The organism is Streptomyces iconiensis, assembly GCF_028657195.3.
Taxonomy (GTDB): Bacteria; Actinomycetota; Actinomycetes; order Streptomycetales; family Streptomycetaceae; genus Streptomyces; species Streptomyces iconiensis.
Window position 1 is genome coordinate 61,365 of sequence record NZ_JANCPR020000005.1, and the last position, 21,228, is coordinate 82,592.

17 protein-coding genes are annotated in these 21,228 nt (G+C 71.6%); 9 read left to right on the forward strand and 8 right to left on the reverse strand.

Annotated features, from left to right (window positions below; all coding sequences use genetic code 11):
- Positions 1-137 precede the first annotated feature (137 nt).
- The 3 genes from NMN56_RS06150 (at position 138) to NMN56_RS06160 (ending at position 3,752) form a co-directional block, all read left to right on the forward strand.
- Entirely contained in the window at positions 138-1,406 is a 1,269-nt protein-coding gene (locus NMN56_RS06150) for a glycosyltransferase family 4 protein (RefSeq protein ID WP_274042722.1), read from the forward strand.
- Positions 1,407-1,698: 292 nt separating this feature from the next.
- Positions 1,699-2,925, forward strand: a complete 1,227-nt coding sequence (locus NMN56_RS06155) for a slipin family protein (RefSeq protein WP_274042723.1) — start codon at positions 1,699-1,701, stop codon at positions 2,923-2,925.
- A gap of 203 nt (positions 2,926-3,128) precedes the next feature.
- On the forward strand, positions 3,129-3,752 hold the full coding sequence (locus NMN56_RS06160) for a GNAT family N-acetyltransferase (RefSeq protein WP_274042724.1): 624 nt from the start codon (positions 3,129-3,131) through the stop codon (positions 3,750-3,752).
- Positions 3,753-3,814: 62 nt separating this feature from the next.
- Here the strand turns inward: NMN56_RS06160 and NMN56_RS06165 are convergent, their stop codons facing one another.
- Complete coding sequence (locus NMN56_RS06165; protein ID WP_274043099.1) at positions 3,815-5,194, reverse strand: FAD-binding oxidoreductase; 1,380 nt, start codon at positions 5,192-5,194, stop codon at positions 3,815-3,817.
- A gap of 421 nt (positions 5,195-5,615) precedes the next feature.
- On the opposite strand from NMN56_RS06165, the gene NMN56_RS06170 reads away from it, so the two are divergent.
- Positions 5,616-6,290, forward strand: a complete 675-nt coding sequence (locus NMN56_RS06170; RefSeq protein WP_274042725.1) for a TetR/AcrR family transcriptional regulator — start codon at positions 5,616-5,618, stop codon at positions 6,288-6,290.
- A gap of 30 nt (positions 6,291-6,320) precedes the next feature.
- Here the strand turns inward: NMN56_RS06170 and NMN56_RS06175 are convergent, their stop codons facing one another.
- The gene (locus NMN56_RS06175) at positions 6,321-6,716 is read right to left on the reverse strand and encodes a nuclear transport factor 2 family protein (protein WP_274042726.1); all 396 of its coding nucleotides are present in this window, start codon (positions 6,714-6,716) and stop codon (positions 6,321-6,323) included.
- 223 nt (positions 6,717-6,939) lie between these two features.
- Here NMN56_RS06175 and NMN56_RS06180 point away from each other — a divergent pair, with 223 nt between their 5' ends.
- The gene (locus NMN56_RS06180; protein WP_274042727.1) at positions 6,940-8,061 is read left to right on the forward strand and encodes a magnesium and cobalt transport protein CorA; all 1,122 of its coding nucleotides are present in this window, start codon (positions 6,940-6,942) and stop codon (positions 8,059-8,061) included.
- A gap of 54 nt (positions 8,062-8,115) precedes the next feature.
- On the opposite strand, the gene NMN56_RS06185 is transcribed toward NMN56_RS06180, so the two are convergent.
- From NMN56_RS06185 to NMN56_RS06195, 3 genes are all read right to left on the reverse strand, one after another.
- A complete protein-coding gene (locus NMN56_RS06185; protein WP_274042728.1) occupies positions 8,116-9,453 on the reverse strand; it encodes an NAD(P)/FAD-dependent oxidoreductase in 1,338 nt (445 codons plus the stop codon).
- Between the two features lie 91 nt (positions 9,454-9,544).
- Positions 9,545-11,254, reverse strand: a complete 1,710-nt coding sequence (locus NMN56_RS06190) for a threonine/serine exporter family protein (RefSeq protein ID WP_274042730.1) — start codon at positions 11,252-11,254, stop codon at positions 9,545-9,547.
- A 136-nt stretch (positions 11,255-11,390) separates the two neighbouring features.
- Entirely contained in the window at positions 11,391-13,508 is a 2,118-nt protein-coding gene (locus tag NMN56_RS06195) for a PhoX family protein (protein ID WP_274042731.1), read from the reverse strand.
- A gap of 209 nt (positions 13,509-13,717) precedes the next feature.
- Here NMN56_RS06195 and NMN56_RS06200 point away from each other — a divergent pair, with 209 nt between their 5' ends.
- The 3 genes from NMN56_RS06200 (at position 13,718) to NMN56_RS06210 (ending at position 16,784) form a co-directional block, all read left to right on the forward strand.
- Entirely contained in the window at positions 13,718-14,449 is a 732-nt protein-coding gene (locus NMN56_RS06200) for a DUF981 family protein (RefSeq protein ID WP_274042732.1), read from the forward strand.
- A 596-nt stretch (positions 14,450-15,045) separates the two neighbouring features.
- The gene (locus NMN56_RS06205) at positions 15,046-15,900 is read left to right on the forward strand and encodes a helix-turn-helix domain-containing protein (protein WP_274042733.1); all 855 of its coding nucleotides are present in this window, start codon (positions 15,046-15,048) and stop codon (positions 15,898-15,900) included.
- 560 nt (positions 15,901-16,460) lie between these two features.
- Positions 16,461-16,784: a MerR family transcriptional regulator gene (locus NMN56_RS06210; RefSeq protein WP_274042734.1), complete on the forward strand. Its 324-nt coding sequence runs from the start codon at positions 16,461-16,463 to the stop codon at positions 16,782-16,784.
- Between the two features lie 231 nt (positions 16,785-17,015).
- Here NMN56_RS06210 and NMN56_RS06215 read toward each other — a convergent pair whose 3' ends face one another.
- The 3 genes from NMN56_RS06215 to NMN56_RS06225 all read right to left on the reverse strand — a co-directional run bounded on the left by NMN56_RS06215 (position 17,016) and on the right by NMN56_RS06225 (position 19,606).
- On the reverse strand, positions 17,016-17,219 hold the full coding sequence (locus NMN56_RS06215; RefSeq protein ID WP_274042735.1) for a cold-shock protein: 204 nt from the start codon (positions 17,217-17,219) through the stop codon (positions 17,016-17,018).
- A gap of 489 nt (positions 17,220-17,708) precedes the next feature.
- Positions 17,709-18,686 (reverse strand): ABC transporter ATP-binding protein, encoded by a 978-nt coding sequence (locus NMN56_RS06220; RefSeq protein ID WP_274042737.1) that lies wholly within the window; start codon positions 18,684-18,686, stop codon positions 17,709-17,711.
- A gap of 143 nt (positions 18,687-18,829) precedes the next feature.
- On the reverse strand, positions 18,830-19,606 hold the full coding sequence (locus NMN56_RS06225; protein WP_274042738.1) for a TetR/AcrR family transcriptional regulator: 777 nt from the start codon (positions 19,604-19,606) through the stop codon (positions 18,830-18,832).
- Positions 19,607-19,756: 150 nt separating this feature from the next.
- On the opposite strand from NMN56_RS06225, the gene NMN56_RS06230 reads away from it, so the two are divergent.
- Positions 19,757-21,226: an MFS transporter gene (locus NMN56_RS06230; protein WP_274042739.1), complete on the forward strand. Its 1,470-nt coding sequence runs from the start codon at positions 19,757-19,759 to the stop codon at positions 21,224-21,226.
- Positions 21,227-21,228: the final 2 nt, after the last annotated feature.

Here is a 21,228-nt window from a genome sequence, read left to right on the forward strand (position 1 = left end):
CCAACCGGCCGACCAACCGGGAGAACCGCCGCACCGCCGCACCGCCGCACCGCCGCACCGCCGCACCGCCGCACCGCCGCACCGAGAACGATCCGGAAAGAGGAGGACGGGGGAGGACCGTATGGGGGAACCACCGTATGCGACGTAAGAAGTTCACGTTCCTGCTGCACAACGCCTACGCCGTGGGCGGCACCGTACGCACCACGCTCAACCTGGCCAGCGCGCTCGCCGACGCCGGCCACAGCGTCGAGATCGCCTCGCTCAACAGGCACCGGGAAACACCCCGGTTCGCGACCGACCCACGGGTGCGCCTCGTGCCGCTGGTGGACCTGCGGGACGGTGCCGCCGACAGGGGGAGCCCTCAATTCGCTGAGCCCGCACGGGACTTCCCCGCTGCCGACCGCCGCCACGCGCAGTACACGCGGCTGCACGATCTGCGGGTACGGGAGCACCTCATCGCGTCCCGTTCCGATGTCGTCATCGGTACCCGCCCGGGACTGAACGTGTATGTCGCGCTCTTCGGCCGCCGTGGTGCCCTGCGCCTCGCACAGGAACACCTTCGGCTGGAGGCGCACTCGGCGAAGCTGCGCGCCGTGCTGGCCCGCCACTACCGGGGCCTCGACGCCGTCATCACCACCACGGAGGCCGACGCGGCGGCGTACCGGGCGCGTATGCGGCTGCCCGGTGTACGGATCGCCGCCGTCCCCAACATCGTTCCTTGCCGGGGACTCGCGGCCCCCGACCAGCCGGAACCCGTCATCGCCGCCGCCGGACGCCTCGTACCCGGCAAGCGGTTCGACCTCCTCATCGGCGCCTTCGCACCCGTCGCGGCCAAGCACCCCGCGTGGACGCTGCGGATCTACGGCGGAGGGCCTGAGAAGGCACGCCTGCGCCAGTTGATCCAGGACCTCGAACTGGTCGGCCGCGTACGCCTCATGGGGACCCGCTCCCCCATCGAGGAGGAGTTCGCGCGCGCCGCGCTCGTCGTCAGCTCCTCGGACGCCGAGTCCTTCGGTATGACCCTCGTCGAGGCGATGCGCTGCCGGGTACCCGTCATCAGCACCGACTGCCCGCTCGGCCCCGCCGAGATCATCCATGACGGCATCGACGGCTGCCTCGTGCCCAAGGGCGACCCGCGCGCCCTCACCGACGCCATGCTCGGCCTCATCGGGAACGAGCCGCGCCGCCGCCTCATGGCCGACGCGGCACAGGTGAGCGCACGCCGCTACGATCCCGGCCGCATCGTCGCGCACTATGCCCGCCTCCTGGCCGCCCTCCCCCCGCACCCCGCGCTCCGCGCCCTCCGCCGCGCCGCCGCCTCCGCGGCACACCGCGCCAGGGCAGCACGCCGAAGCGCCAGGGCAGCACTCCGTGCGCGCACAGCAGTCCGCACGAGCACACGCTGACCCCCGGGCACCCACCCGGCCCGCCCGCACCGACGCGTCCCCCTCCGCCCACACCGACCCGCCCACACCGACCCGCCCGCACCGACCCGTCCGCATCCACCCTTTCCGCATCTCTCCGTAGCCGCCGACAGCGCGCCACCGGGCCGCCCCCGGCATACGTCCCACCTGGTGAGCCCAGATACGAGGGGAGGCGAGGGGGGGGGAAGACGGCGCCGCTCGACCGCACCTACCGGCCGGATTTACCCTGATATCAACCGCTTAGGACGGTAGATATCGAACGGTAGGTTCCGATATGCCGGAAGCACTGATAACTGTCATCGTCGTCCTGGCCGCACTGGCGGCCGTGGGCCTCCTGTCAGCGGTCCGCGTCATCAAGCAGTACGAACGGGGCGTCGTGCTGCGGCTCGGCCGCCTGCACCGGGACGTACGGCGACCGGGGCTGACACTGATCGTCCCCGTGGCCGATCGACTACGTAAAGTGAACATGCAGATCATCACCATGCCCGTCCCGGCGCAGGAAGGCATCACGCGGGACAACGTGACAGTGCGCGTGGACGCGGTCGTCTACTTCAAGGTGGTGAAGCCGACCGACGCGGTCATCCGGGTCGAGGACTACGAGTTCGCCGTGGCCCAGATGGCACAGACCTCGCTGCGGTCGATCATCGGAAAGAGCGACCTGGACGATCTGCTCTCCAACCGGGAAAAGCTCAACCAGGGCCTGGAGTTGATGATCGACAGTCCCGCCGTCGACTGGGGCGTGCAGATCGACCGGGTGGAGATCAAGGACGTGTCGCTGCCGGACACCATGAAACGGTCCATGGCCCGCCAGGCCGAGGCCCACCGTGAACGCCGGGCACGCGTCATCAACGCGGACGCCGAACTCCAGGCGTCCAAGCGGCTGGCGGAAGCGGCCGAGCAGATGTCCGTGCAGCCGGCGGCCCTGCAACTCCGGCTGCTCCAGACCATCACCGCCGTCGCGGCCGAGAAGAACTCCACACTCGTACTTCCTTTCCCCGTCGAGCTTCTGCGCTTCCTGGAACGCGCCGAGCCGACCGAGGACGAGGACACCGGCTCCCCCTCACCGGCAGCCTCCATGGCCGCGAGTGGACGCGCGGCCACCGCGGCGAAGAAGCAGCCGGGCAAGGAGCCGAGCAGGGAGCCGAGCAGGAGCGGACGGGACGCGCGGTCCGGGACGGAGGAGGAGATCGCCCCTACGTTCCGGCCCATGGCCGGGGAGTCCCGCACCGGCGCGGCGGAGCCGGTCGCCCCCTTCGCCGGCACCCTGCCGCCTGACCCGGCCGCCGCGCGCCGTGACCCGGCGATGGTGCTGCCGGAGCTCCAGGTGACCGGCCTTCCCACGGCCGAGCACATCGCGGAGCACGCCGCCGAACGCGCCGCGCAGCAGGCCGCCGAACGCGCCACCGAGCACGCCGCCGCCGAGCGCACCAGCACCGGACGCACCACAGAGCGCACCAGCGCCGGACGCGACAGCGCCGAACGCACCCGGAAGAACCGGTAGCGGCGCGTTCGTGGGGCCCGTGCGGTCCGCGCGAACCCTCCACAAGTGCCTCCCCGCCCGTTCGCCCCTGCCCTCCTCCCTGCCCCTCCCCATCCCTCCGTTTCCCCGTTCGTTTCCCGGTCGGCGCATGCCAATGTGCGGGGTGGGGCGTACGGGAGTGGCGTGCGAGGATCCCAGGAAGGAAGCGCACTGGGAGGACAAAGATGTTCGCGATACCGCTGGGGGCCGACAACGCGGAACTGCGCCCGCTGGAGCCGTGGCAGGCAGAGGAATTCCTCGCCCACATGGACCGGGGCCGCGAGTTCATCGGACAGCACATCGGGCTGGCGGACGCCGCGGCCGATCTGGAGTCCGCACGCGGCTGGTTGCGTTCGTACGCGGAGAAGACAGCGGCGGACGCCGGTCGGCTCTACGGCATCTGGCTGGACGGCGTACTCGTCGGCGGCGTCCTGTTCCGGGTCTTCGACACGGAGAAGGGCACGTGCGAGGCCGGCTGCTGGCTCGAACCGGCCGCCGCCGGGCGGGGGCTGGTCACACGCGCCTCCCGGATCATCATCGACTGGGCGTTCCGGGAGCGGGGGATGCACCGCGTGGAGTGGCAGGTCTCGTCGGCCAACGCCCCGAGCATCAACGTCGCCAAGCGCCTCGGCATGAGCCGCGACGGTGTTCTGCGCTCCCACACGTCCTACCGCGGAGCGCGCCAGGACACCGAGGTGTGGTCCGTGCTGGCCCACGAGTGGCTCGCCGACGACACCGCTGCGCCCGCCTCGACCTCGGCCCCCGCTTCCGCCTCAGCGTCGGCATCGGCATCGGCATCGACGCCGTGACGGCCCGGCGAACGAGCCCGTAAGGCTCTGGCGTAACCCCCGGCCTTACGCCGCCGGGGCGTTCACTCGGTGGCCGGTGGAATGTTCTGGTTGGCACGGAACAGGTTCGCGGGGTCGTAGCCGGACTTGGCCCGGCGCAGGCGGCCGAACCTGGCCACTCCGTAGGCGGCCCGTACATCGTCGGGTGTCGCGTCCCGTGGAAGGTAGTTGACGTAGGCACCGCCCGCGCTGAACGGGCGTAACGCGGCGATCAGTTCACGCGCCCACGCCCGGTTGGCCGTGGCCTCGGCGAGGTCGGCCGCGGGGTCCCACTTGGCCTCGACGAACACGTTGTACGGGGCGTGCCGGAAGCCGACGGCCGTATCGGCCTGGGGAACGCGCGAGACGGCACCGTGGAGGTGCTCGACGATGACGGCGCTGCGCCGGGAGGGCGCGCGGGCCGCGTGCGCCGCGAGTACCTCCACCACCTCGTCGTCGAAGTGCCGCAGGGTGCAGGTGGTCCAGTAGTGCCGGTCGCCCCATCCGGCCAGGGCGTCCATGAAGCGCTGCCCGTCGACGTACGAACGTTCCCGAACGGTGTCGGCGAGCGGGGCGCCGCCGCCGTTCCGCAGCGCGGTGAGCACGGGCGCGGCCTCGTCGGGCCCGCCGATGACACGGGGAGTGACGGTGACCGTAGGGGTACCGTCTTCCGGCGCGTGCCCGAAGACGAACTCGGCCACGGTGTGGCCGGCGAGCGCGCCCGCGAGCGAACGGTAGGCGGCGGCCAGCGGCTGCGCGCGGTCGAGGGGCCAGGTGAGGGCGCCGGTGACCATGCGGGTGACGGGGTGGAGCGCGAAGTGGAAGTTGAAGACGACGCCGAAGTTGCCGCCTCCGCCCCGCAGCGCCCAGAAGAGTTCGCTCTCACGGGTGGCGTCGGCCCGTACGACGGAGCCGTCGGCGAGTACGACGTCGGCCGCGGTCAATTGGTCGGCCGCGAGGCCGTGGAGACCGCGCAGTGCGCCGATGCCGCCGCCCAGGGTGAGCCCGGCGACTCCGGTGGTGGAGACGATGCCGCCGGTACTCGCGAGCCCGTGTCGCTGGGTGGCCGCGTCGTAGTCGCCCCAGGTGGCGCCGGGTTCGGCGGTCGCGGTGGCACGCGCGGGATCGACACGTACGGCACGCAGCGCGCTGAGGTCGAGCATCAGTCCGCCCGGCGCCACGGAGTGCCCGGCACCGCTGTGCCCGCCCCCGCGCACGGAGAGGGGCACCCCGGCGTGCGAGGCGGCGAGCACGGCTGTGGATATGTCGGTGACGGAGAGGGCACGCAGCACGGCGGCCGGGTGGCCTGGCAGGCACGCCGTGCAGAGACGGAGCGCGGCATCGAACTCCGGGTCGCCATGGGTGAGGACGGAGCCGGCCGTCTCCCGCGAGAGTTCGCGGGCCCAGGGGATGAGGTCGGCCATGTTCACGCTGCGGCCTCCGTCCGTGCGGGCGCGTCACTCTGGTTCATGGCAGCCGTCAAGGCGGAACGGACGCCGAGGAGCGTCGCCTCCTGGCCGCCGTTCGGGAACTCCGGCATGTCAACAAGCCCTTTCCCTGGGAGAGTTGGCCCTCCGCCTCAGCAGCGCCGAGGGGCCGGCCCAACGTAAACGGAGAACTCTCCGCTTCACAAGCACCAATGCAGCGGCCACCTACATGAACGTCGGTAGACTCCGCCGACGGACGAACGGACGCCGACAACAAGTCGGCACATACCGACGCGCACGGGACGCATACCGACGCGTACGGACCGGAACAGCGCACGGGACGGGACGGAACCGCACGGAACGGAACCGCACGGAACGGGACAGCGGGACGAGCGGAACAGGGAGCCAGGGAGTACGCATGCCGCGCACGCGACGGGGCCGCCCCGGCCCCCTCCCCCTGCTGGACGCCGAACCGGCCGAGCGCGCCGACGCCGCGCGCAACCGCCGGAAGATCCTCGCCGCGACGCGCGGTCTGATCGCGCGGCGCCCCCTGGAACGCATCTCGCTGGACGAGGTGGCCGAGGCCGCCGGGGTCGGTGTGGGTACGGTCTACCGGCGCTTCGGCGACCGTTCAGGGCTGGCGTACGCGCTGCTGGACGAGAGCGAACGGGCGCTCCAGGAGTCCTTCCTGCGGGGCGGCCCGCCGCTCGGGCCCGGCGCCCCGCCGGCCGAGCGGATCCTCGCGTTCCTGCACGCCTACCTCCACCGCCTCCTCGGCGAACTGGACCTGATGCTCGCGGCCGAGACGGCGGCACCCAACGGGCGGCACACCGGCGCCTACAGCACGCACCGAGCCCACCTGGCCACGCTGCTCGCCGAGTTGCGGCCGGAAGGCGACGACCCCGGCTGGCTCGCCGACGCGCTCCTGGCACCGCTCGCCGCACCCCTCGTGCGCCACCAGACCAGGGAACTGGGCATGACCGAGGCCCAGATCGGCGCGGGACTCGGCCTGCTCGTACAGGCACTCACCGCGGGGTCCTGCGCCGGTGCGCCTCGGGGGCAGGCCGCTGGGGACATGCCCCCGGAACCTTGACGCGGGGTGCGGCTCACCCCGCGGAGCGGGTCAGCCCGTCGGCCGTTCCGCTATGGGGCTCAGGTGGAGTGCCGCGAGGCGCCAGGTGCCGTCGGGGACCGAGGTGAGGTACTGGGTGACGCGGAAGATGCCGTCCATGTCCCGGCCCTCGTAGACGGACTGCTGGCTCTGGATGCCCAGTGCCACGGCGCCGTCCCCGTAACGGCGGATCTCCACGTCGTCCCAGTCGAACGAGTCGTGTACGAGGGCGCCGGAGTCGTAGCGCTCCAGCCACTGCTTCTTGTCGAGCGGAAAGCCGCGGGGACCCACCGCGTGGAAGTCGTCCGTGAGCAGTCCTTCCAGCGCCTCCGTGTCACAGCGCAGCTCGGCTCCCGCCCATACGCCGCCGAACGCGACCAGTTCACCGGCACCGCTGTACTCGTCCATCTCGCCACCTCTCAGGGGGAGTTGGTCAGCTCTTGTGGGGAGTGGGTCAGCGCCCCCAGCGTGCGGCCTGCGCGGCGCCCGCGCGTCGGGCGGGAGGACGAAGCCGCGTTACTCCCCCGAGCGCACCGCACGGCTCCCGTCCGTACACCGCCAGGAGTAGCCGCATTCCGCAGGAGAAACAGGGCACAGTAGGGGGAGGTCGATGACACGGAGGGGCACGCGAATGCAGGCGGTGCCGGTGGTGCGGGGGTTGCGGCGGGTGGTGCGCCCGCGGCGGGCGCCCAAAGGGGTGGACCTCGCGCACCCCGTACGGTCGCCGCTGGGGACCTCCGTCGTGGGGTGCGTGGCGTACGACGCCGAAGGGCACAGGCTCGTGGGCAGCTGCCCGCCCCGTGACGCGCTGGAGTCGGTGCGCAAGCACGAGGGCGGCGGCTTCGTCTGGATCGGGCTGCACAGGCCGGCCGAGGAGGAGTTCGCGGACATCACGGAGCTGTTCGGGCTGCACCCGCTGGCCGTGGAGAACGCGGTGACAGCGCAGCAGCGCCCCAAGGCGGAGTGGTTCGGCGACGAGATGATGTTCGCCGTCTTCAAGACGGTGAGCTACGTCCCGCACGAAGAGCTGGCCACGAACAGCGAGGTCGTCGACACGGGCGAGATCACCGTGTTCACGGGCACCGACTTCGTGATCACCGTGCGGCACGGCGCGCACGGCTCGCTGGGCCCGTTGCGCGAGAGCCTGGAGGCGGAGCCCGAGCGGCTCGCGCAGGGCCCGGCCGCCGTGCTGCACGCCATCGCCGACCAGGTGGTCGACGACTATCTCGCCGTCGCAGACGAGGTGCAGAACGACATCGACACGCTGGAGGGTGAGGTCTTCGCCCCCCGCCAGGAGCGCGGCTCGGGCGCCGAGGGAACCGGCAGGATCTACCAGCTCAAGCGAGAACTGCTGGAGCTGAAGCGCGCGACGGGCCCCCTGGCACGCCCGCTGGGCCTGCTGTCGTCACAGCCCAACAAGCTGATCGACGCCGAAATACGCAAGTACTTCCGGGACGTCGCGGACCATCTGGAACGAGTCACCGAGCAGATCGGCGCGTTCGAGGCGCTGCTCGACTCGATCCTCCAGGCCCACCTCGCGCAGGTCTCCGCGGCCCAGAACGACGGCATGCGGAAGATCAGCGCCTGGGTGGCCATCGTCGCGGTGCCGACGATGGTGTGCGGCATCTACGGCATGAACTTCACGCACATGCCCGAACTGCACGCGGAGTTCGCCTATCCGCTCGTCCTGATCGTGATCGTCGTGGTCTGCCTGCTGATGCACCGCGCGTTCCGCCGCAACGGCTGGCTGTGATCCACGTACCCGGTACCGGGGCGCCCCCTCCCGGCGAGCGCGCCCGCCGGAGGCTCAACGCGCCAGTTCCCGAGCCCTCTCCGGGGTGAGATAGGCGTCGGTCGCCTCCATGTCCTGGAGCGTGGCGGGCCGCCGCGAGAGGAACCCCGTACGCACGAAGTCGTCGCCCGTGGTCGCATTGAGCACCCAGTTGGCGACCGTGCGGGCCTTCGCCGTCGATGTCCTGAGCGCCATCAGGTGGTACCCGCGGGTGACGGCCTGCGCGGTGAGCCCGGAGAGTTCGTAGCCGAGCGGCCTGGCGACGGCGTCGGTACCGCCGAGGTCGACGACGAGCCCGAGGTCCTTGTGCCGGTACGGCGTCATCGCCTCGCCGCGCAACTTCGCCAGCAGATTGCGCGCCATGTGCTGGCCCTGCCGCGTCGCGTGCTGCGCCGTGGGCGGGCAGGTCGCGTCGACCTTGGTCAGATCGGGTACGGCGGCTGCGTCGCCGAGCGCGTAGACGCCGTCGTGCCCCGGCACCGTCATATCGGCGTTGACGATCAGACGCCCCTTGACGGTCTCGGCCTCCAGGGTGCCGATGAGCGGGCTGGCCGCGACGCCCGCCGTCCAGATGAGGGTGCGGGACGGCAGCACGCGGTTGTCCGTGAGCGTGATGCGGCGCTCCTCCGCCTTGGCGACGGAGACCCCGAGGGAGACCTCGGTACCGCGGGCCCGCAGGATCTGCTGGGCACGCCGACCGAGCCTGTCGCCCAGTTCGGGCATCAACTTCGGTGCCACATCGAGCAGATGCCACCTGATGAGCCCGGGGTCGAGCCGGGGGTAGCGCTTGGCTGCGGCGTTGGTGAGCCGCTGGAGGCCCGCGACCGTCTCGGTGCCCGCGTAGCCGCCGCCGACCACGACGAACTGGAGCCGTTCGGCCCGCTCGTCCTCGTCCGAGCTGGCGGCGGCCAGGTCCAGCTGCGCGATGACGTGGTCACGTACGTACGCGGCCTCGGCGAGCGTCTTCATGCCGCGCGCCTGCTCGTTCAGACCGGGGATGTCGAGGCTGCGGGTGACGCTGCCCGGAGTCAGTACGAGGTGGTCGTAGCGCCGGTTGACCAGCTCACCGCTGATCAGCCGTACGACGCAGACGCGGTCCTTGGGGTCGATGCCGACGACCATCCCGGGGATGATCGCGGTCCTGTGCAGCATGCGCCGCAGCGGCGGCGCGACGGACTGCGGGGTCAGAACGCCGGAGGCGACCTGGGGGAGCAGCGGCAGGTACAGCTGGTAGCTGGCGGGCGTGACCAGGCCGATCTCGGCCTCTCCGTTCCGCAGCCCCCGTTCCAGGCCCCGTGCGCACTCGACTCCGGCGAAGCCGCCGCCGATGATCAGGATCTTCGTACGTTCCATGGCTGCACCCGCACCGGTAGACATCACAGAGCTGACCTATCCGACCTGTCGCACAAAAAGCCTCGCATGGGGCAGAGAGCGTCGCCACCGGTCACCCACGTCCCGGTTCACGCCCGGCTTCACGTCCCGCGTCGGCCGCCGGACCGGCCGACGCCTCCCCCGCGGCCCCCTGCCCCGATGCCTCGCCCAGCGCCTCACCGTTCGCGGCCTCTCCCGCCTCCCCCTCAGCGGCCCCCGTCCCGGCCACGCCCCTCTGCGCCTCACCCGCCTCGCCTGCCTTGCCCGCCTCGCCCGTGTCCGACGCGGTCTCGCCGGAGGTGCTCGCGGCCCCGGAGGCGCCTCCGGCCCCGGGGGAGGGCGCGGCCAGTTCCAGCCTCGTACGGTGCAGGAAACCGGCGCCGACCAGTACGCCGAGCGCGATGGCGATGACGGTGATGACCGTGTTGACGAGGATCGTCAGGCTGCTGGGATCGTGACTGACCAGCAGCTCGGAGAAGCCACGCAGGCCGGTGGAGCCGGGGACGAGCAGCCAGAAGCAGGGCAGGAAGATGACCTGGTCGGGAGTGCCGGAACGGCGGCCGATCCAGGAGGCGATCAGCGGCAGCATCGCCCCGGCGGCGAAGACCCCGAGCGCGTTGCTGAGCGCCACGGAGCCCGCCACCTGCACGGCACGCTCCACGAGCAGTGCGCCCAGCAGCCACAGGAGTGCCCCGCGCGGGGCCGAGTGGTGCAGCATGAAGCCGCAGCCGAGCAGCAGGACGCCGCACCAGGGCGCCCATGCGCCCAGCGCCTCGGGAACCGGGCCGCCGAGCGGGCGTTCGGGGACGACATCCGTACCGATGAGGATGCCGAAGGCGAGCAGGAGCAGCACGTTGAGCCCTCCGGCCAGCCGCGACACACCGGAGAGCACGGCCCCGGTGGCGACCTCGACGGAGCCCATGGTGAGCGCGGACCCCGGCAGGAACGCGATCAGCGGTGGCACGAACAGCCGCGCTGCCGGTTCATGCAGGAGCGGCCCCGACCAGCGCAGCGCGAGCACGGTGACCAGCGCGGCGGCGACCACGGGCAGCGCGGTCTGAAGCACGGGGAAGCGCTTGGCCAGCAGCCGGAGCACACCCACGACGAGCCCGAGCACCGCGTACCCCGCCAGCGCCGCCAGCGTCGCGTGCTGCAGCGCGCCGAGGCCCACGGTGAGCAGGACATAGCCGAACACGGTGGCGTACGGGCTGAACCGCACGGGCAGCGCGCGCTCGCCCTCCAGCGCGCCCCGCACCTCGTCGAACGGGAGTGCCGTCGCGCGCATCCTGGCCACCAGCGCGTCCACGGCCTGCACCTGGTCGAGCCGCATGTCGGGCCCGCCGACCGGCGCGAAGTCCAGCTCGCCCCCGATGCCGTCGGCGCCGCCACCCGCGCGCACGAACAGTCCGGTGGGGACGATGAAGCAGCGGGCACGCACCCCGTAACGGGTGGCGATGTCACGGAGGTTGTCCTCGACCTCGGTGGTGCGCCGCCCCGCGCGGAGCATCTCGCCGCCGACGGCGCACAGTACGGCGGCCAGTTCACGGGTCCACTGGCGCTGCTCGTCCTCGTCCGCCGGAGGAACGGTGATGGTGCCACGCTGCCTGCCGCGCCGGGTCCAGGGGACGCGGAAGGTCAGCGCGTGCCCCCGGCGCCGGCGCGCGGGCCCCGCCTCCTTGGCGAGGCCCGCGGCCTGCTTCGCGAGCGTCCCCGTCTCCCGGACCCGGCGCCGGAGCCCCGCCCCCTTCACCGCACGCTCCGGCACCGCGCGCTGCTCCGGCACCACACGCTCCAGCACCGCGCGCGCCGGTGCGACCGGCGACGGGCGGGACGCTGGGTGACCATGCCACCACTCTAGGCATAAGCCACAAAGTCACACATTCCCGCCGGGCGGGCCCCCTCAGCCCGCCCGGCGGAGCTCACATACCGACGCGGGACCCGTTCCTCGGCCAGGCGGCGACGACGGCAGGCCGTACGTACTGGCCGGGGCCGTCGGGCCAGGCGGAAGCCGGCTTCTCGGCGGTAGCGCCGTCCAGCTCCCCCGGGTGCTGGACCGCGACCAGGACACGCCTGTCCTGGACAACCGGACCGCAGGTCTCCGCGCCCTTGGGAACCGTGAGGAACTGGCGGACCTGCCCCCGGCGCTGGCCCGCCGTGGCGACGCCGAAGAGGCCGTCGTGGGTGCCGAGCGCGTTGCCGTCGGTGGACAGCCAGAGGTTGCCGTAGTCGTCAAAGGTGATGTTGTCGGGGCAGGAGATGGCGCTGACCTGGTCCTTCGGGAAGCCCCCGTAGTACGTCGCGGGGTCGTCCGGGTCACCGCACACCAGGAAGAGGCGCCACGAGAAGTGCGGGGACGGGGGCACCCCCCGGCCGGAGGCCGGGGGAGCGCCGTCGCCGCGCTCGGCGAACTCCAGCACCTGTCCGTGCTTGTTGGCGTTGCGCGGATTCGCCTCGTCGGCCGCGCCCTTGCCCGCCTTGCCCCGGTCGCCGTTGTTGGTCAGCGCCACGTACACCCGGCCCGTGCGGGGGCTCGGCTCGACGTCCTCGGGCCTGTCCATCTTGGTGGCACCCACCTTGTCGGCCGCCAGCCGCGTGAAGACATAGACCTCTTCGGCCGTCATGCCAGGCACATGGGAGCGGTCACCGCTGACCAGCGGAATCCAGCGCCCCGTCCCGTCGAACTCACCGTCGTCGGGCAGCTTGCCCGAGCCGTCGAACTCGTCGTCCGGGCTGTCACCGCTGAGCCTGGCGACGTACAGGGTGCCCTCGTCCAGGAGGGAGAGGTTGTGCCGGCGCGCGTCGGCGCTGTTGCCGCGCCGCATCCGCTTGGCGGAGACGAACTTGTAGAAGTAGTCGAAGCGTTCGTCGTCGCCCATGTAGACGACGGCACGCCCGTCCCGCGTCAGCCTCGGCTGCGCCGCCTCGTGCTTGAAGCGGCCGAGCGCGGTGTGCTTGCGCGGGGTGGAGTGCGGGTCGTACGGGTCGATCTCGACGACCCACCCGAACCGGTGCACCTCGTTGGGCTCCTTGGTGAGGTCGAAGCGCGGATCGAAGCGCTCCCACTGCCGCTCACTGGCCCCGCCCGACATCCCGTACCGCTTCAGCGTCCTGGCGCGCTCGGGGTCGGTGACCTGATCGGCGTGGGCGAAGTACTGGTTGAAGTTCTCCTCGCCCGACAGCACGGTGCCCCACGGAGTGGTACCGCCCGCACAGTTGTTGAGCGTGCCGAGCACCCGGCGCCCGTCCGGATCCGCGCTGGTCCGCAGCAGCGCGCTGCCCGCCGCGGGGCCCGTGACCTGGAACGGCGTGGTCGCGGTGATACGGCGGTTGAGGTGGTGGCGCGGTACGGGCCGCAGCGCACCGGTGCCCTGCCTGCCGTGCCTGCCCGCGTCCTCGGCGACGGCGACGACGGACAGACCGTGCGCGGCCCAGGCGATCTCGACCTGTTCGCGGGTCGGCTTCTTGGGGTCGTAGCCCGCGAACATCAGGTTCTCGTTCGTGTACTCGTGGTTGGCCACGAGCAGCTGACGGCCGCGCTCGGAGCGCAGCGGCAGCAGCGTGAGGAAGTCGTTGTTGTAGCCGAACTGCCCCGCCTGCGCCTTCGCGCTCTGCCGGACCGGGTCGAAGTCCGGCGCCCCGCGCAGGATGGGCTCGCCCCAGCGGATCACGACGTTCTGTCCGTACCCCTCGGGCACGGTCACCTTGTCGTCCGTGTTGGGCTCCACGGGCGTGAAGCGGAGCCCCTTGGCGGGCTTGCCCCGGTGCCGCGCCGACTGCTCAGCATCCGAGGGCGCCGCGGCTGCGGGAGCGGCGCCGGCGCCACCGAGCCCGGCGCTCACGGCGGTGGCCGCACCGACGACCGCACCCGCGCGCAGCACGGAACGGCGGGACAGCGCTCGCGCGACGACCTCGCCCACGTACTCGTTGTCGCTGGTGTTCGGCACCTCGTGGAAGCAGGCGTCCCCGCACCGATAACGGCACGTCATCGCTGATCTTCCACCGGGGTGAGAGCTGAGCAGCGGCAGCGGTTTGCGCATGGGTGGTCCCTCCGGATGTCCGTTCGTACGCCGCCGTGACGCTATGGGCATGGATACGCCGCAGGGCATCCCCGGGGTGAACTGCGGGTGAATCCCCCCGCGTGTCGGTCCGGCATGCCCAGGCGGCTGGCGGCGTATCCGGTAATCCGCCCTTGTCAGCCTCCGGCTGACGCCGCTATCAGCCCCCTTCCAGGAAGGCCGCCTTCCGTATGCCCCTCGCTCTCACAGCTCTCGCCGCGTCCGGTCTCAAGATCGACTGGACGAAGATGCCGACCTACAACACGATCATGTCGGTCGCCGCCGGAGCCGGCCTCCTGCTCGTGCTGGCGCTGGCCGGGCAGCTCCTGAGCCCCGACCGCAGAATCGTGCCGGAGAGCTGGGCGCTCGCCTTCGGCGCGCTCGGCTTCACGCTGACGCTGACCGGCCTGCACATGACGCTCACCTGGCCGCTCGCGGGCCAGGGCTTCCCGTTCGACAACGTCATCTTCGGCGAACCCGCCCTCGCCTTCGGCGTCTTCCTCTCCAGCGCCGCGCTCTACCTGTGGAAGCGCGGCGGCGAACTGGCCGCAGCGGCACCCGACCGGCTCGCACGCGTGGGCCAACTGGCGGGGCCGCTCTCGGTCTTCATCCTCGGCATGGGCCTGGCCTGCTTCGGCATCGCTGCCGCCGGCTGGAAGTACACGCTGTTCGCCGCCCCTCCGGAGGAGCCGATCTCGGGCGAGTTCGCCGACCACCCGATGCTGGAGGCCAGCTTCATGTCCGGCCTGTACGTGCTGGTCGGGATCGGCGCCGTGCTGCTGCCCCTCGTCCTGCGCAAGCCCACGAGCAAGCCGCTGCTCGGTCTCGTCGGCGTCACCTGGGGCATCGCGGGGCTCTGCTTCCTGGTGTTCGGCGCGCTCAACTACTTCACGCACATCGGCCTCATCGTCAACACGATGTAACCCCGCTTCCGGCCCCCGCCCCGCCGCCTTCCCCCTCATCGCCCCCACGCACCCGCCAGGCGGCCCGAACCGATTCAGCGTGGGCGATGGCCTCGGGCAACCAGGCGGGGGCGAGCGGGGTCTTCGCGTAGTCGCGCGCACATGGCAGACAGGCGTACGCGGAGCCGCCAGGTCCCGAGCCCGTCTCGATGATCGCGATCAACGCCCGGTGTGTGACCCACAGATCGCAGCGGCAACACATTCCGGGGTTCGGTCCTCCGGGGTCCACGCCGCCGCCTCCTTAGCGTTCGCTGTCGTTCCGTACGGCCACATTGGACACGACACGCGGCTCAGCACCGGAGCGTCCCGACGCCCGGCAGCCTCCCTGGCCAGGGGCTCCGTTTCCCGCCCATGGCCGCGCCCACGCCGGTTCGTGCACACCTCACGCACCGTGCTGATCGTTCCTGACAATCCACTTCCCGGGCTCGTTCATCTCGCCCTCCTTCGTGGCCAGTTGAGGTCTGTCCCCTCCGAGGCTGCTTATGTGTCGATACGCTCACTAGGAGTAATCCCGACCTTCTCCAGGATTGACGCAGCGGCGAAACGGAGGGCACCGCATGGCCCGTCCCCCACAGCTCGATCCCCACGCATCCCTCGCAGCGGCTCTGGGCGCCACGGTCCGCAGCCTCAGGGAACTGCGGGACTGGACCCGCGAAGAACTCGCGGACCGGCTGTACGTATCGACCACCCGGATCATCCAGATCGAGCTGGCGACCGATCCCCCCAATGAGGCACTGGCCCAGGACCTCGACCGGACGCTCGAAGCTGACGGCGAGGTCGAGACGGCGTGGCTGCGCATGAACCGCCACAACCACCCCGCCTGGGCCCTCCCCTACCTCGACCTGGAACGCCGCGCGACGCGCGTACGCAAGTACGCGGCGCAGCTCGTGCCCGGCATCCTCCAGACCCCCGACTACGCGTACACGCTGCTGCGGTACGCCGACCCGGCGGCGACGGAGGAGACGCTGCGGCGGCGTGTGGACGCGCGGATGAGCAGGCGCGGGGTGCTGGAAGGGTCCTCGCCGCCACACCTGTGGGTGATCCTCGACGAGACCCTCCTCATGCGCCCCTTCGGCGACGACCCCGCGATCATGCGGGACCAGCTGGGCCATCTCCTGGTCATGTCGGGCCGCCCCCATGTCGAGCTTCAGGTGCTGCCCCTGGAGTCCGGCTCCCACGGCCTCATGGACGGCTCGTGCTCGCTGCTCACCTTCCCCGAGGAGCCACCGGCCGCCTTCCTCGGCGGCCCCGGCACCGGCACCCTCCTGCATGACGCTCCCGCCGTCGCCCACTACGACGTGTGCTACGACCACCTGCTCGTCAAGTCCCTGCCTGCCGAGGAGAGCCGGGACCTGATCCATACGACGCTGCGGGAGCGGTACAACTGCCCGCCCTCCTCCAACGAGGGCTGACGGCCCGGCCGCCCGAGCCCACGCACGCACCCGTCCGCCCTGTCACCTCCGCCGGAGAAAACCTGTCGTGGCTGCGGTAGACATCTCTGGATGCCTCGTTTAGGGTCTCTGCCATAGCCAGTTGAGAGGACATCTCAGTGGCCCGGCAGATGACGAACTGCCGGGAAAAGTGCAGTACACAACGCCATACGTCGGACCGGACACGGTGCGGCCCGACGCGAGGCGAGCGGTTGTCAGGCGAGCGGGGCCCAGGTGGTTGCAAGGGTCCGGCCCGGTGGTGGCCGCGCACGCAAGGCAGGACGAGTTACCGAGAGAAGGGAAGGGCCAGACGCCATCGGATCGCCCGCCACGGGAGCGCAGCGACGCACTCGGCGGGTGCCGCAGTCCCACGATGAAAGAGGTGGTCTTCGGTCACGTATCCGCGATCCCCGCATGTCCCTCTTCTCATAGAGGCCATGCGGACACAAGGAGCCGGCGCTTCTGCCGGCAGATGGTGTTGAAACCCAAAACCCAGGGCCCCGGTGCTTGTGCACCGGGGCCCTCGATCCGCGGAAGGTGCAATGGCCCCAGAATCACAATCCATCGACAACAAGTTCGACGATGAGGACTACCCCGCGTACACCATGGGCCGCGCGGCCGAGATGCTGGGCGTCACCCCCGGCTTCCTGCGCAGCCTGGACAAGGCGCGGCTGATCACACCGCTGCGCTCAGCAGGCGGCCACCGCCGCTACTCGCGCTACCAGTTGCGGGTCGCCGCCCGCGTACGGGAACTCATCGACGCCGGCACACCGCTGGACGCCGCGTGCCGCATCATCATTCTCGAAGACCAGCTGGAAGACGCGCTGCGTATCAACGCGGAAATGCGGGCCGGACAGCAGAGCTGAGGGGCGCCCGCCGCAGCAGCGCTCCTGGACCGGTCGGGCCCAGCAGGGACGGGCAGCCGCATCCCCGTCCTCCCTCTGCCATTGCCCTTACCGCCGATCGAGAGTCGCAGGGCAGCCGCCGATCAGGCAGCAACCGGCGCCGTCGGCGCACAGGAACGCACAAAGGACAGAAAAAAGAGCTGTGGCCCGCACCTTTCGGTGCGGGCCACAGCTCACTAGTACGCGTCAGCGTCAGGCGGGAGTGATGTTCTCCGCCTGCGGGCCCTTCTGGCCCTGGGTGACGTCGAAGTTCACCTTCTGGCCTTCGAGCAGCTCACGGAAGCCGGTGGCGTTGATGTTCGAGTAGTGGGCGAAGACGTCTGCGCCGCCGCCGTCCTGCTCGATGAAGCCGAAGCCCTTTTCCGCGTTGAACCACTTCACGGTGCCAGTAGCCAAAATAATCTCCTTCAAGGCGGTACCCGAAGCCTGCACTGTGCAAGCCCCGGAGTTGCCGCGATGATTACCCCGTCCGAAATACCGAAATACGCCGGAGTATCGAAATGCGCCGGGTTACCCACGAGAACCGAAGCTCTTATGAGGCCCTTGAAGTCTTTGGGAACCACAACTGCAACTGAAAACAACGGTAGCACGGGGGGCGCCCGGTGAACAGGGCATGTGATCAGGGCTTCTTTGGGTGCACTGGGTGACCCGATATATCTTCCCCACCCCTCCGCCCATTTCTGTTCCGCTCACACCACATATTTTGTTGCTTCCTTCTGGTACGGCGTCCCCACCTGGAGGGAATAGGGGCTTCCTCTTAACCGAGATGGCAAGGCGCGTGCCTCGGTGCGGGCAGTGCGGAGCGCACCCCCGTGGCACTCCGCACTACACGCACCCACCCGGCCGCCCGGCGCACGCCGGAGAGGACGGCGCTCCCGCGGTCCGTCAGGCCACCGCCCGGCCGGCGGCATCCTGTACGCCCTCGCCGCCCTGGCCGGCCTGCCCCTTACGGCCGCTCCCTCCGCGCCGGGGACCGGCGTGTGGAGCCGGGTGCCACGGGCGGGTCATGCGGTCGGCGATCTTCTCGCTCGTGGGGGCCTTCATCTCGTCGGCGATCCTGCCGTCGACGAGGAAGAGGACGCGGTCGGCGCAGGAGGCAGCGTCCGGCTCACGCGTCGCGATGATCACGGTCTGCCCCTCCTCGTCGACGGCCTGCCGCAGCAGTGCGAGCAGCTCGGCCCCCGCCCGCGTGTCCAGCGTGCCGGTGGGCTCGTCCGCGAAGAGGACGGCGGGCCGTGCGGCGAGCGCACGGGCGAGATCCGCACCAGCGCCGCCACCACCGGCAGCGCTTGCCCCCGTCGGCTGCCGGCCACCCAACAGCTGTACGGGGAGATGCCAGACGCGAGCGGTGAGCCCTGCCCGCTCGACGTTCCGGTCGGCGCCCCGCTCGGCGTTCCGGTCAGGATCCTGGGCGGTGGTCCGCTCTGTGATCCGCTCTGTGATCCGCTCGACGGTGAGCGCGGGCGGGAGGGTGAAGCGCTCGGAGAGGAAGCCGACGCGGTCGCGGCGGAGCTTGGTGAGCGCCGTCTCGTTCATGGCACCCAGATCGCGGCCCTCCAGGCTGACGGTGCCCGCGCTCGCGCGGTCGAGCCCGGCCGCGCACCGCAGGAAGGTCGACTTCCCGGAGCCGGAGAGGCCCATGACGGCGGTGAAGGTGCCCGGGGCGAAGTGCGCCGTGACCCCGTCGAGCGCGGTGACAGCGGCGTCGCCCTCCCCGTAGACCTTGCGTACGCCCTCCAGGCGCACCGTCGCGGGCTCGCCCGCGTCGAGGGGGAAGCCCATCGCGTCGTACGGGCCCCGTGGTGTCGAACGCTCCGCGCGTCCGGCCCGTCTCCGGGTCCTGCGTTCCGTGCGCCTGCCCATCGGACTCGCTCCCAGCTCTCCCTCGGCGCCGCTCCGTCACGGCGTTTGGTGACGTACCTGACGCTAGAGAAGGTCCGGCGCCGCTCCTATGGCCCTATGCGGCGTCCGGGGGTGTACGCAGCACCACCCCCGGCGCGTGGGGTTCAGCCGGAGGGAGCCACCGCGTGCGCGAGGCCGTCCAGCAGGAAGTCGCGCCCGCGCGCGAAGTGGCCCTCCCAGTCGGTGCTGAGGGAGGGCGGGTGCGCTGCCAGGGTGGGGTGCTCCTCCCCGGCGGCGCGCAGGTGCGCCACGAGCGCCCTGCGCCCGGCCGCCTCTTCGCCGGGGTTCTCGTACTGCCAGGCGGTCTCGGCCGACACGGTGCCGATCACGTAGTTGGAGACGGCGGCAGCCGCCGCCGTCAGGTCGTCGCCCTCGAAGCCGCCCGCGACGAGCGCCGCGTAGACGAACTCGGAGCGCGCGAGCGCCTGCGGGCCCAGCAGCGGCCGGCTGCTGGCGAGCGGCGCCGACCAGGGGTGCCGCAGCAGCGCCGTACGCAGCTCGTCCATGAACAGGCCGACGTCCTCGCGCCATGCGCCGGCCGTACGGGAGTTGTCCGCATCCCGGGTGTCCGGGTTCGGCTCGGGGAGCGTGACCTCGGCGAAGACCGCGTCGAGGGCGAGGTCGAGGAGGTCGTCGCGGTGGGAGACGTGCCAGTAGAGGCTCGTCGCGTGCACGTCGAGGGACTCGGCGAGCTTGCGCATGCTGAGCCCCTGGACGCCCTGCGCGCCCTGTCCGTCCAGGAGCGCGACGGTCGCCGTGACGATCCGCTCGCGGGTGAGAGCCGGGGCGCGGGAGGCCGGTCGCCGGTCGCCGGCGCGTAGCCACACCGCTCCCGGCGTCGCGGGCGCGGCTTCGCCGCTGTACGCGCGTTTGGGGCTCATGGCGCTCAACCCTACCCACGGGCCTGTTCCCGCCTTGCCCTACAGTGTTGGATGAAGTCCCACACTGTAGGGCCAGCAGGGCCAGCAGGGCCTGCCACAGGACCAGCCCGAACCGGCGTACCGGCCGGGCAGGAGAGCCGAGGAGCGCGCATGGGTACGGAAGACGAAGGCCACCCCCGCCGGTGGACGATCCTCGCCGCGGTCTGCGCGGCGCTCCTGGTGATCGTTCTGGACAACACCGTCCTCAACGTCGCGCTGCCCTCCCTCGCCGCCGACTTCGCCGCCTCCACCGCGGAGCAGCAGGCCGTACTGGACGCGTACGTCGTCGTGTTCGCTGGGCTGCTGCTCCCCGCCGGTGCCGCCTCCGACCGCTACGGGCGGCGCCGCGCGATGCTCGCAGGCATGGCCGTGCTGGCCGTCTCCTCGGCTGCCGCTGCCGCCGCCTGGTCCGTGTGGTGGCTGATCGCGATGCGCGCGCTCATGGGGGTGGGCGCCGCGCTGGTGATGCCCGCGACCCTCGCGATACTCGTGCAGGTGTTCCCCGAGCGGGAGCGGCCCCGTGCGTTCGCCGTCTGGGCCGCCGTGGCTTCCGGCGCGATGGCGGCGGGGCCCGTACTGGGCGGGGCGCTGGTCGCGCAGTGGAGCTGGGCCGGGGTCTTCCTGCTCAACGTGCCGGTGGTCGGGTTCGCGGCCCTCGCCGTCGGGCGGCTCGTACCCGAGTCCCGCGACCCCGCGGCGCGGCCCGTCGACGGGGCGGGGGCCGGGCTGGTCACGCTCGGGATGGTCGCGCTGACGACCGCGGTCATCAAGGCGGGCGAACACGGCTTCGGCACGCCCGTCGTCCCGGTCGCCGCCGCCGTCGCCGCGGGAGCGCTCGCCGCCTTCGCGCGGCGGCAGCGCCGCGTCGCCGCGCCCCTCGTGGACCTCTCGCTCTACCGCGACCGGCGGTTCGCGGGTGCCAGCGCCGCCGCGACACTGCTGACGGTGGGCACCGGCAGCTCCCTGTTCGTGCTCGCGCAGTACCTCCAGCTCGTGCGGGGGTACTCGGCGCCGGAGGCCGGGCTCGCGCTGGTGCCGCTCGCCGCCGGTGTCGTCCTCGGCTCGGCGGCGGGCGGGCGCGCACACGCGCGCCTGGGCGCACGCCATGCGATCGCGCTCGGCTTCACCGTGACGGCGGCCGGGTTCTGTGTCCTCGCCGCGCTCGGCCCGACCAGTTCCTACGGGGTGACGGCTACGGGTCTCCTGCTCTCAGGGCTCGGTACGGGCTTCGCCGGGCCCTCGACGACCAGCACCGTTCTCGGCGCCGTCCCCCGCGCCCGAGCGGGCATGGGCTCGGCACTCAACGACACCCACCAGCAGCTCGGTATCGCCCTCGGTGTCGCTGGCCTGGGCGCGCTCCTCTCGGCCACCTACCGCGGCGCGCTCCCCGAGGCGGGCTCCGGCTCGCTCGGCGAGACCCTCGCCCGGACCCCGGCCCTGAAGGACGCGGCGCACACGGCCTTCACCCACGCCCAGTCCGCCACCTTCCTGGCCGCCGCGGCCTGCGCCCTCCTGGGCGCCCTCACCGCGACCCTCACCCTGCGCCCCGCCCGCGAGGGTGCGGCGCCGGCCGGTGCATAGGG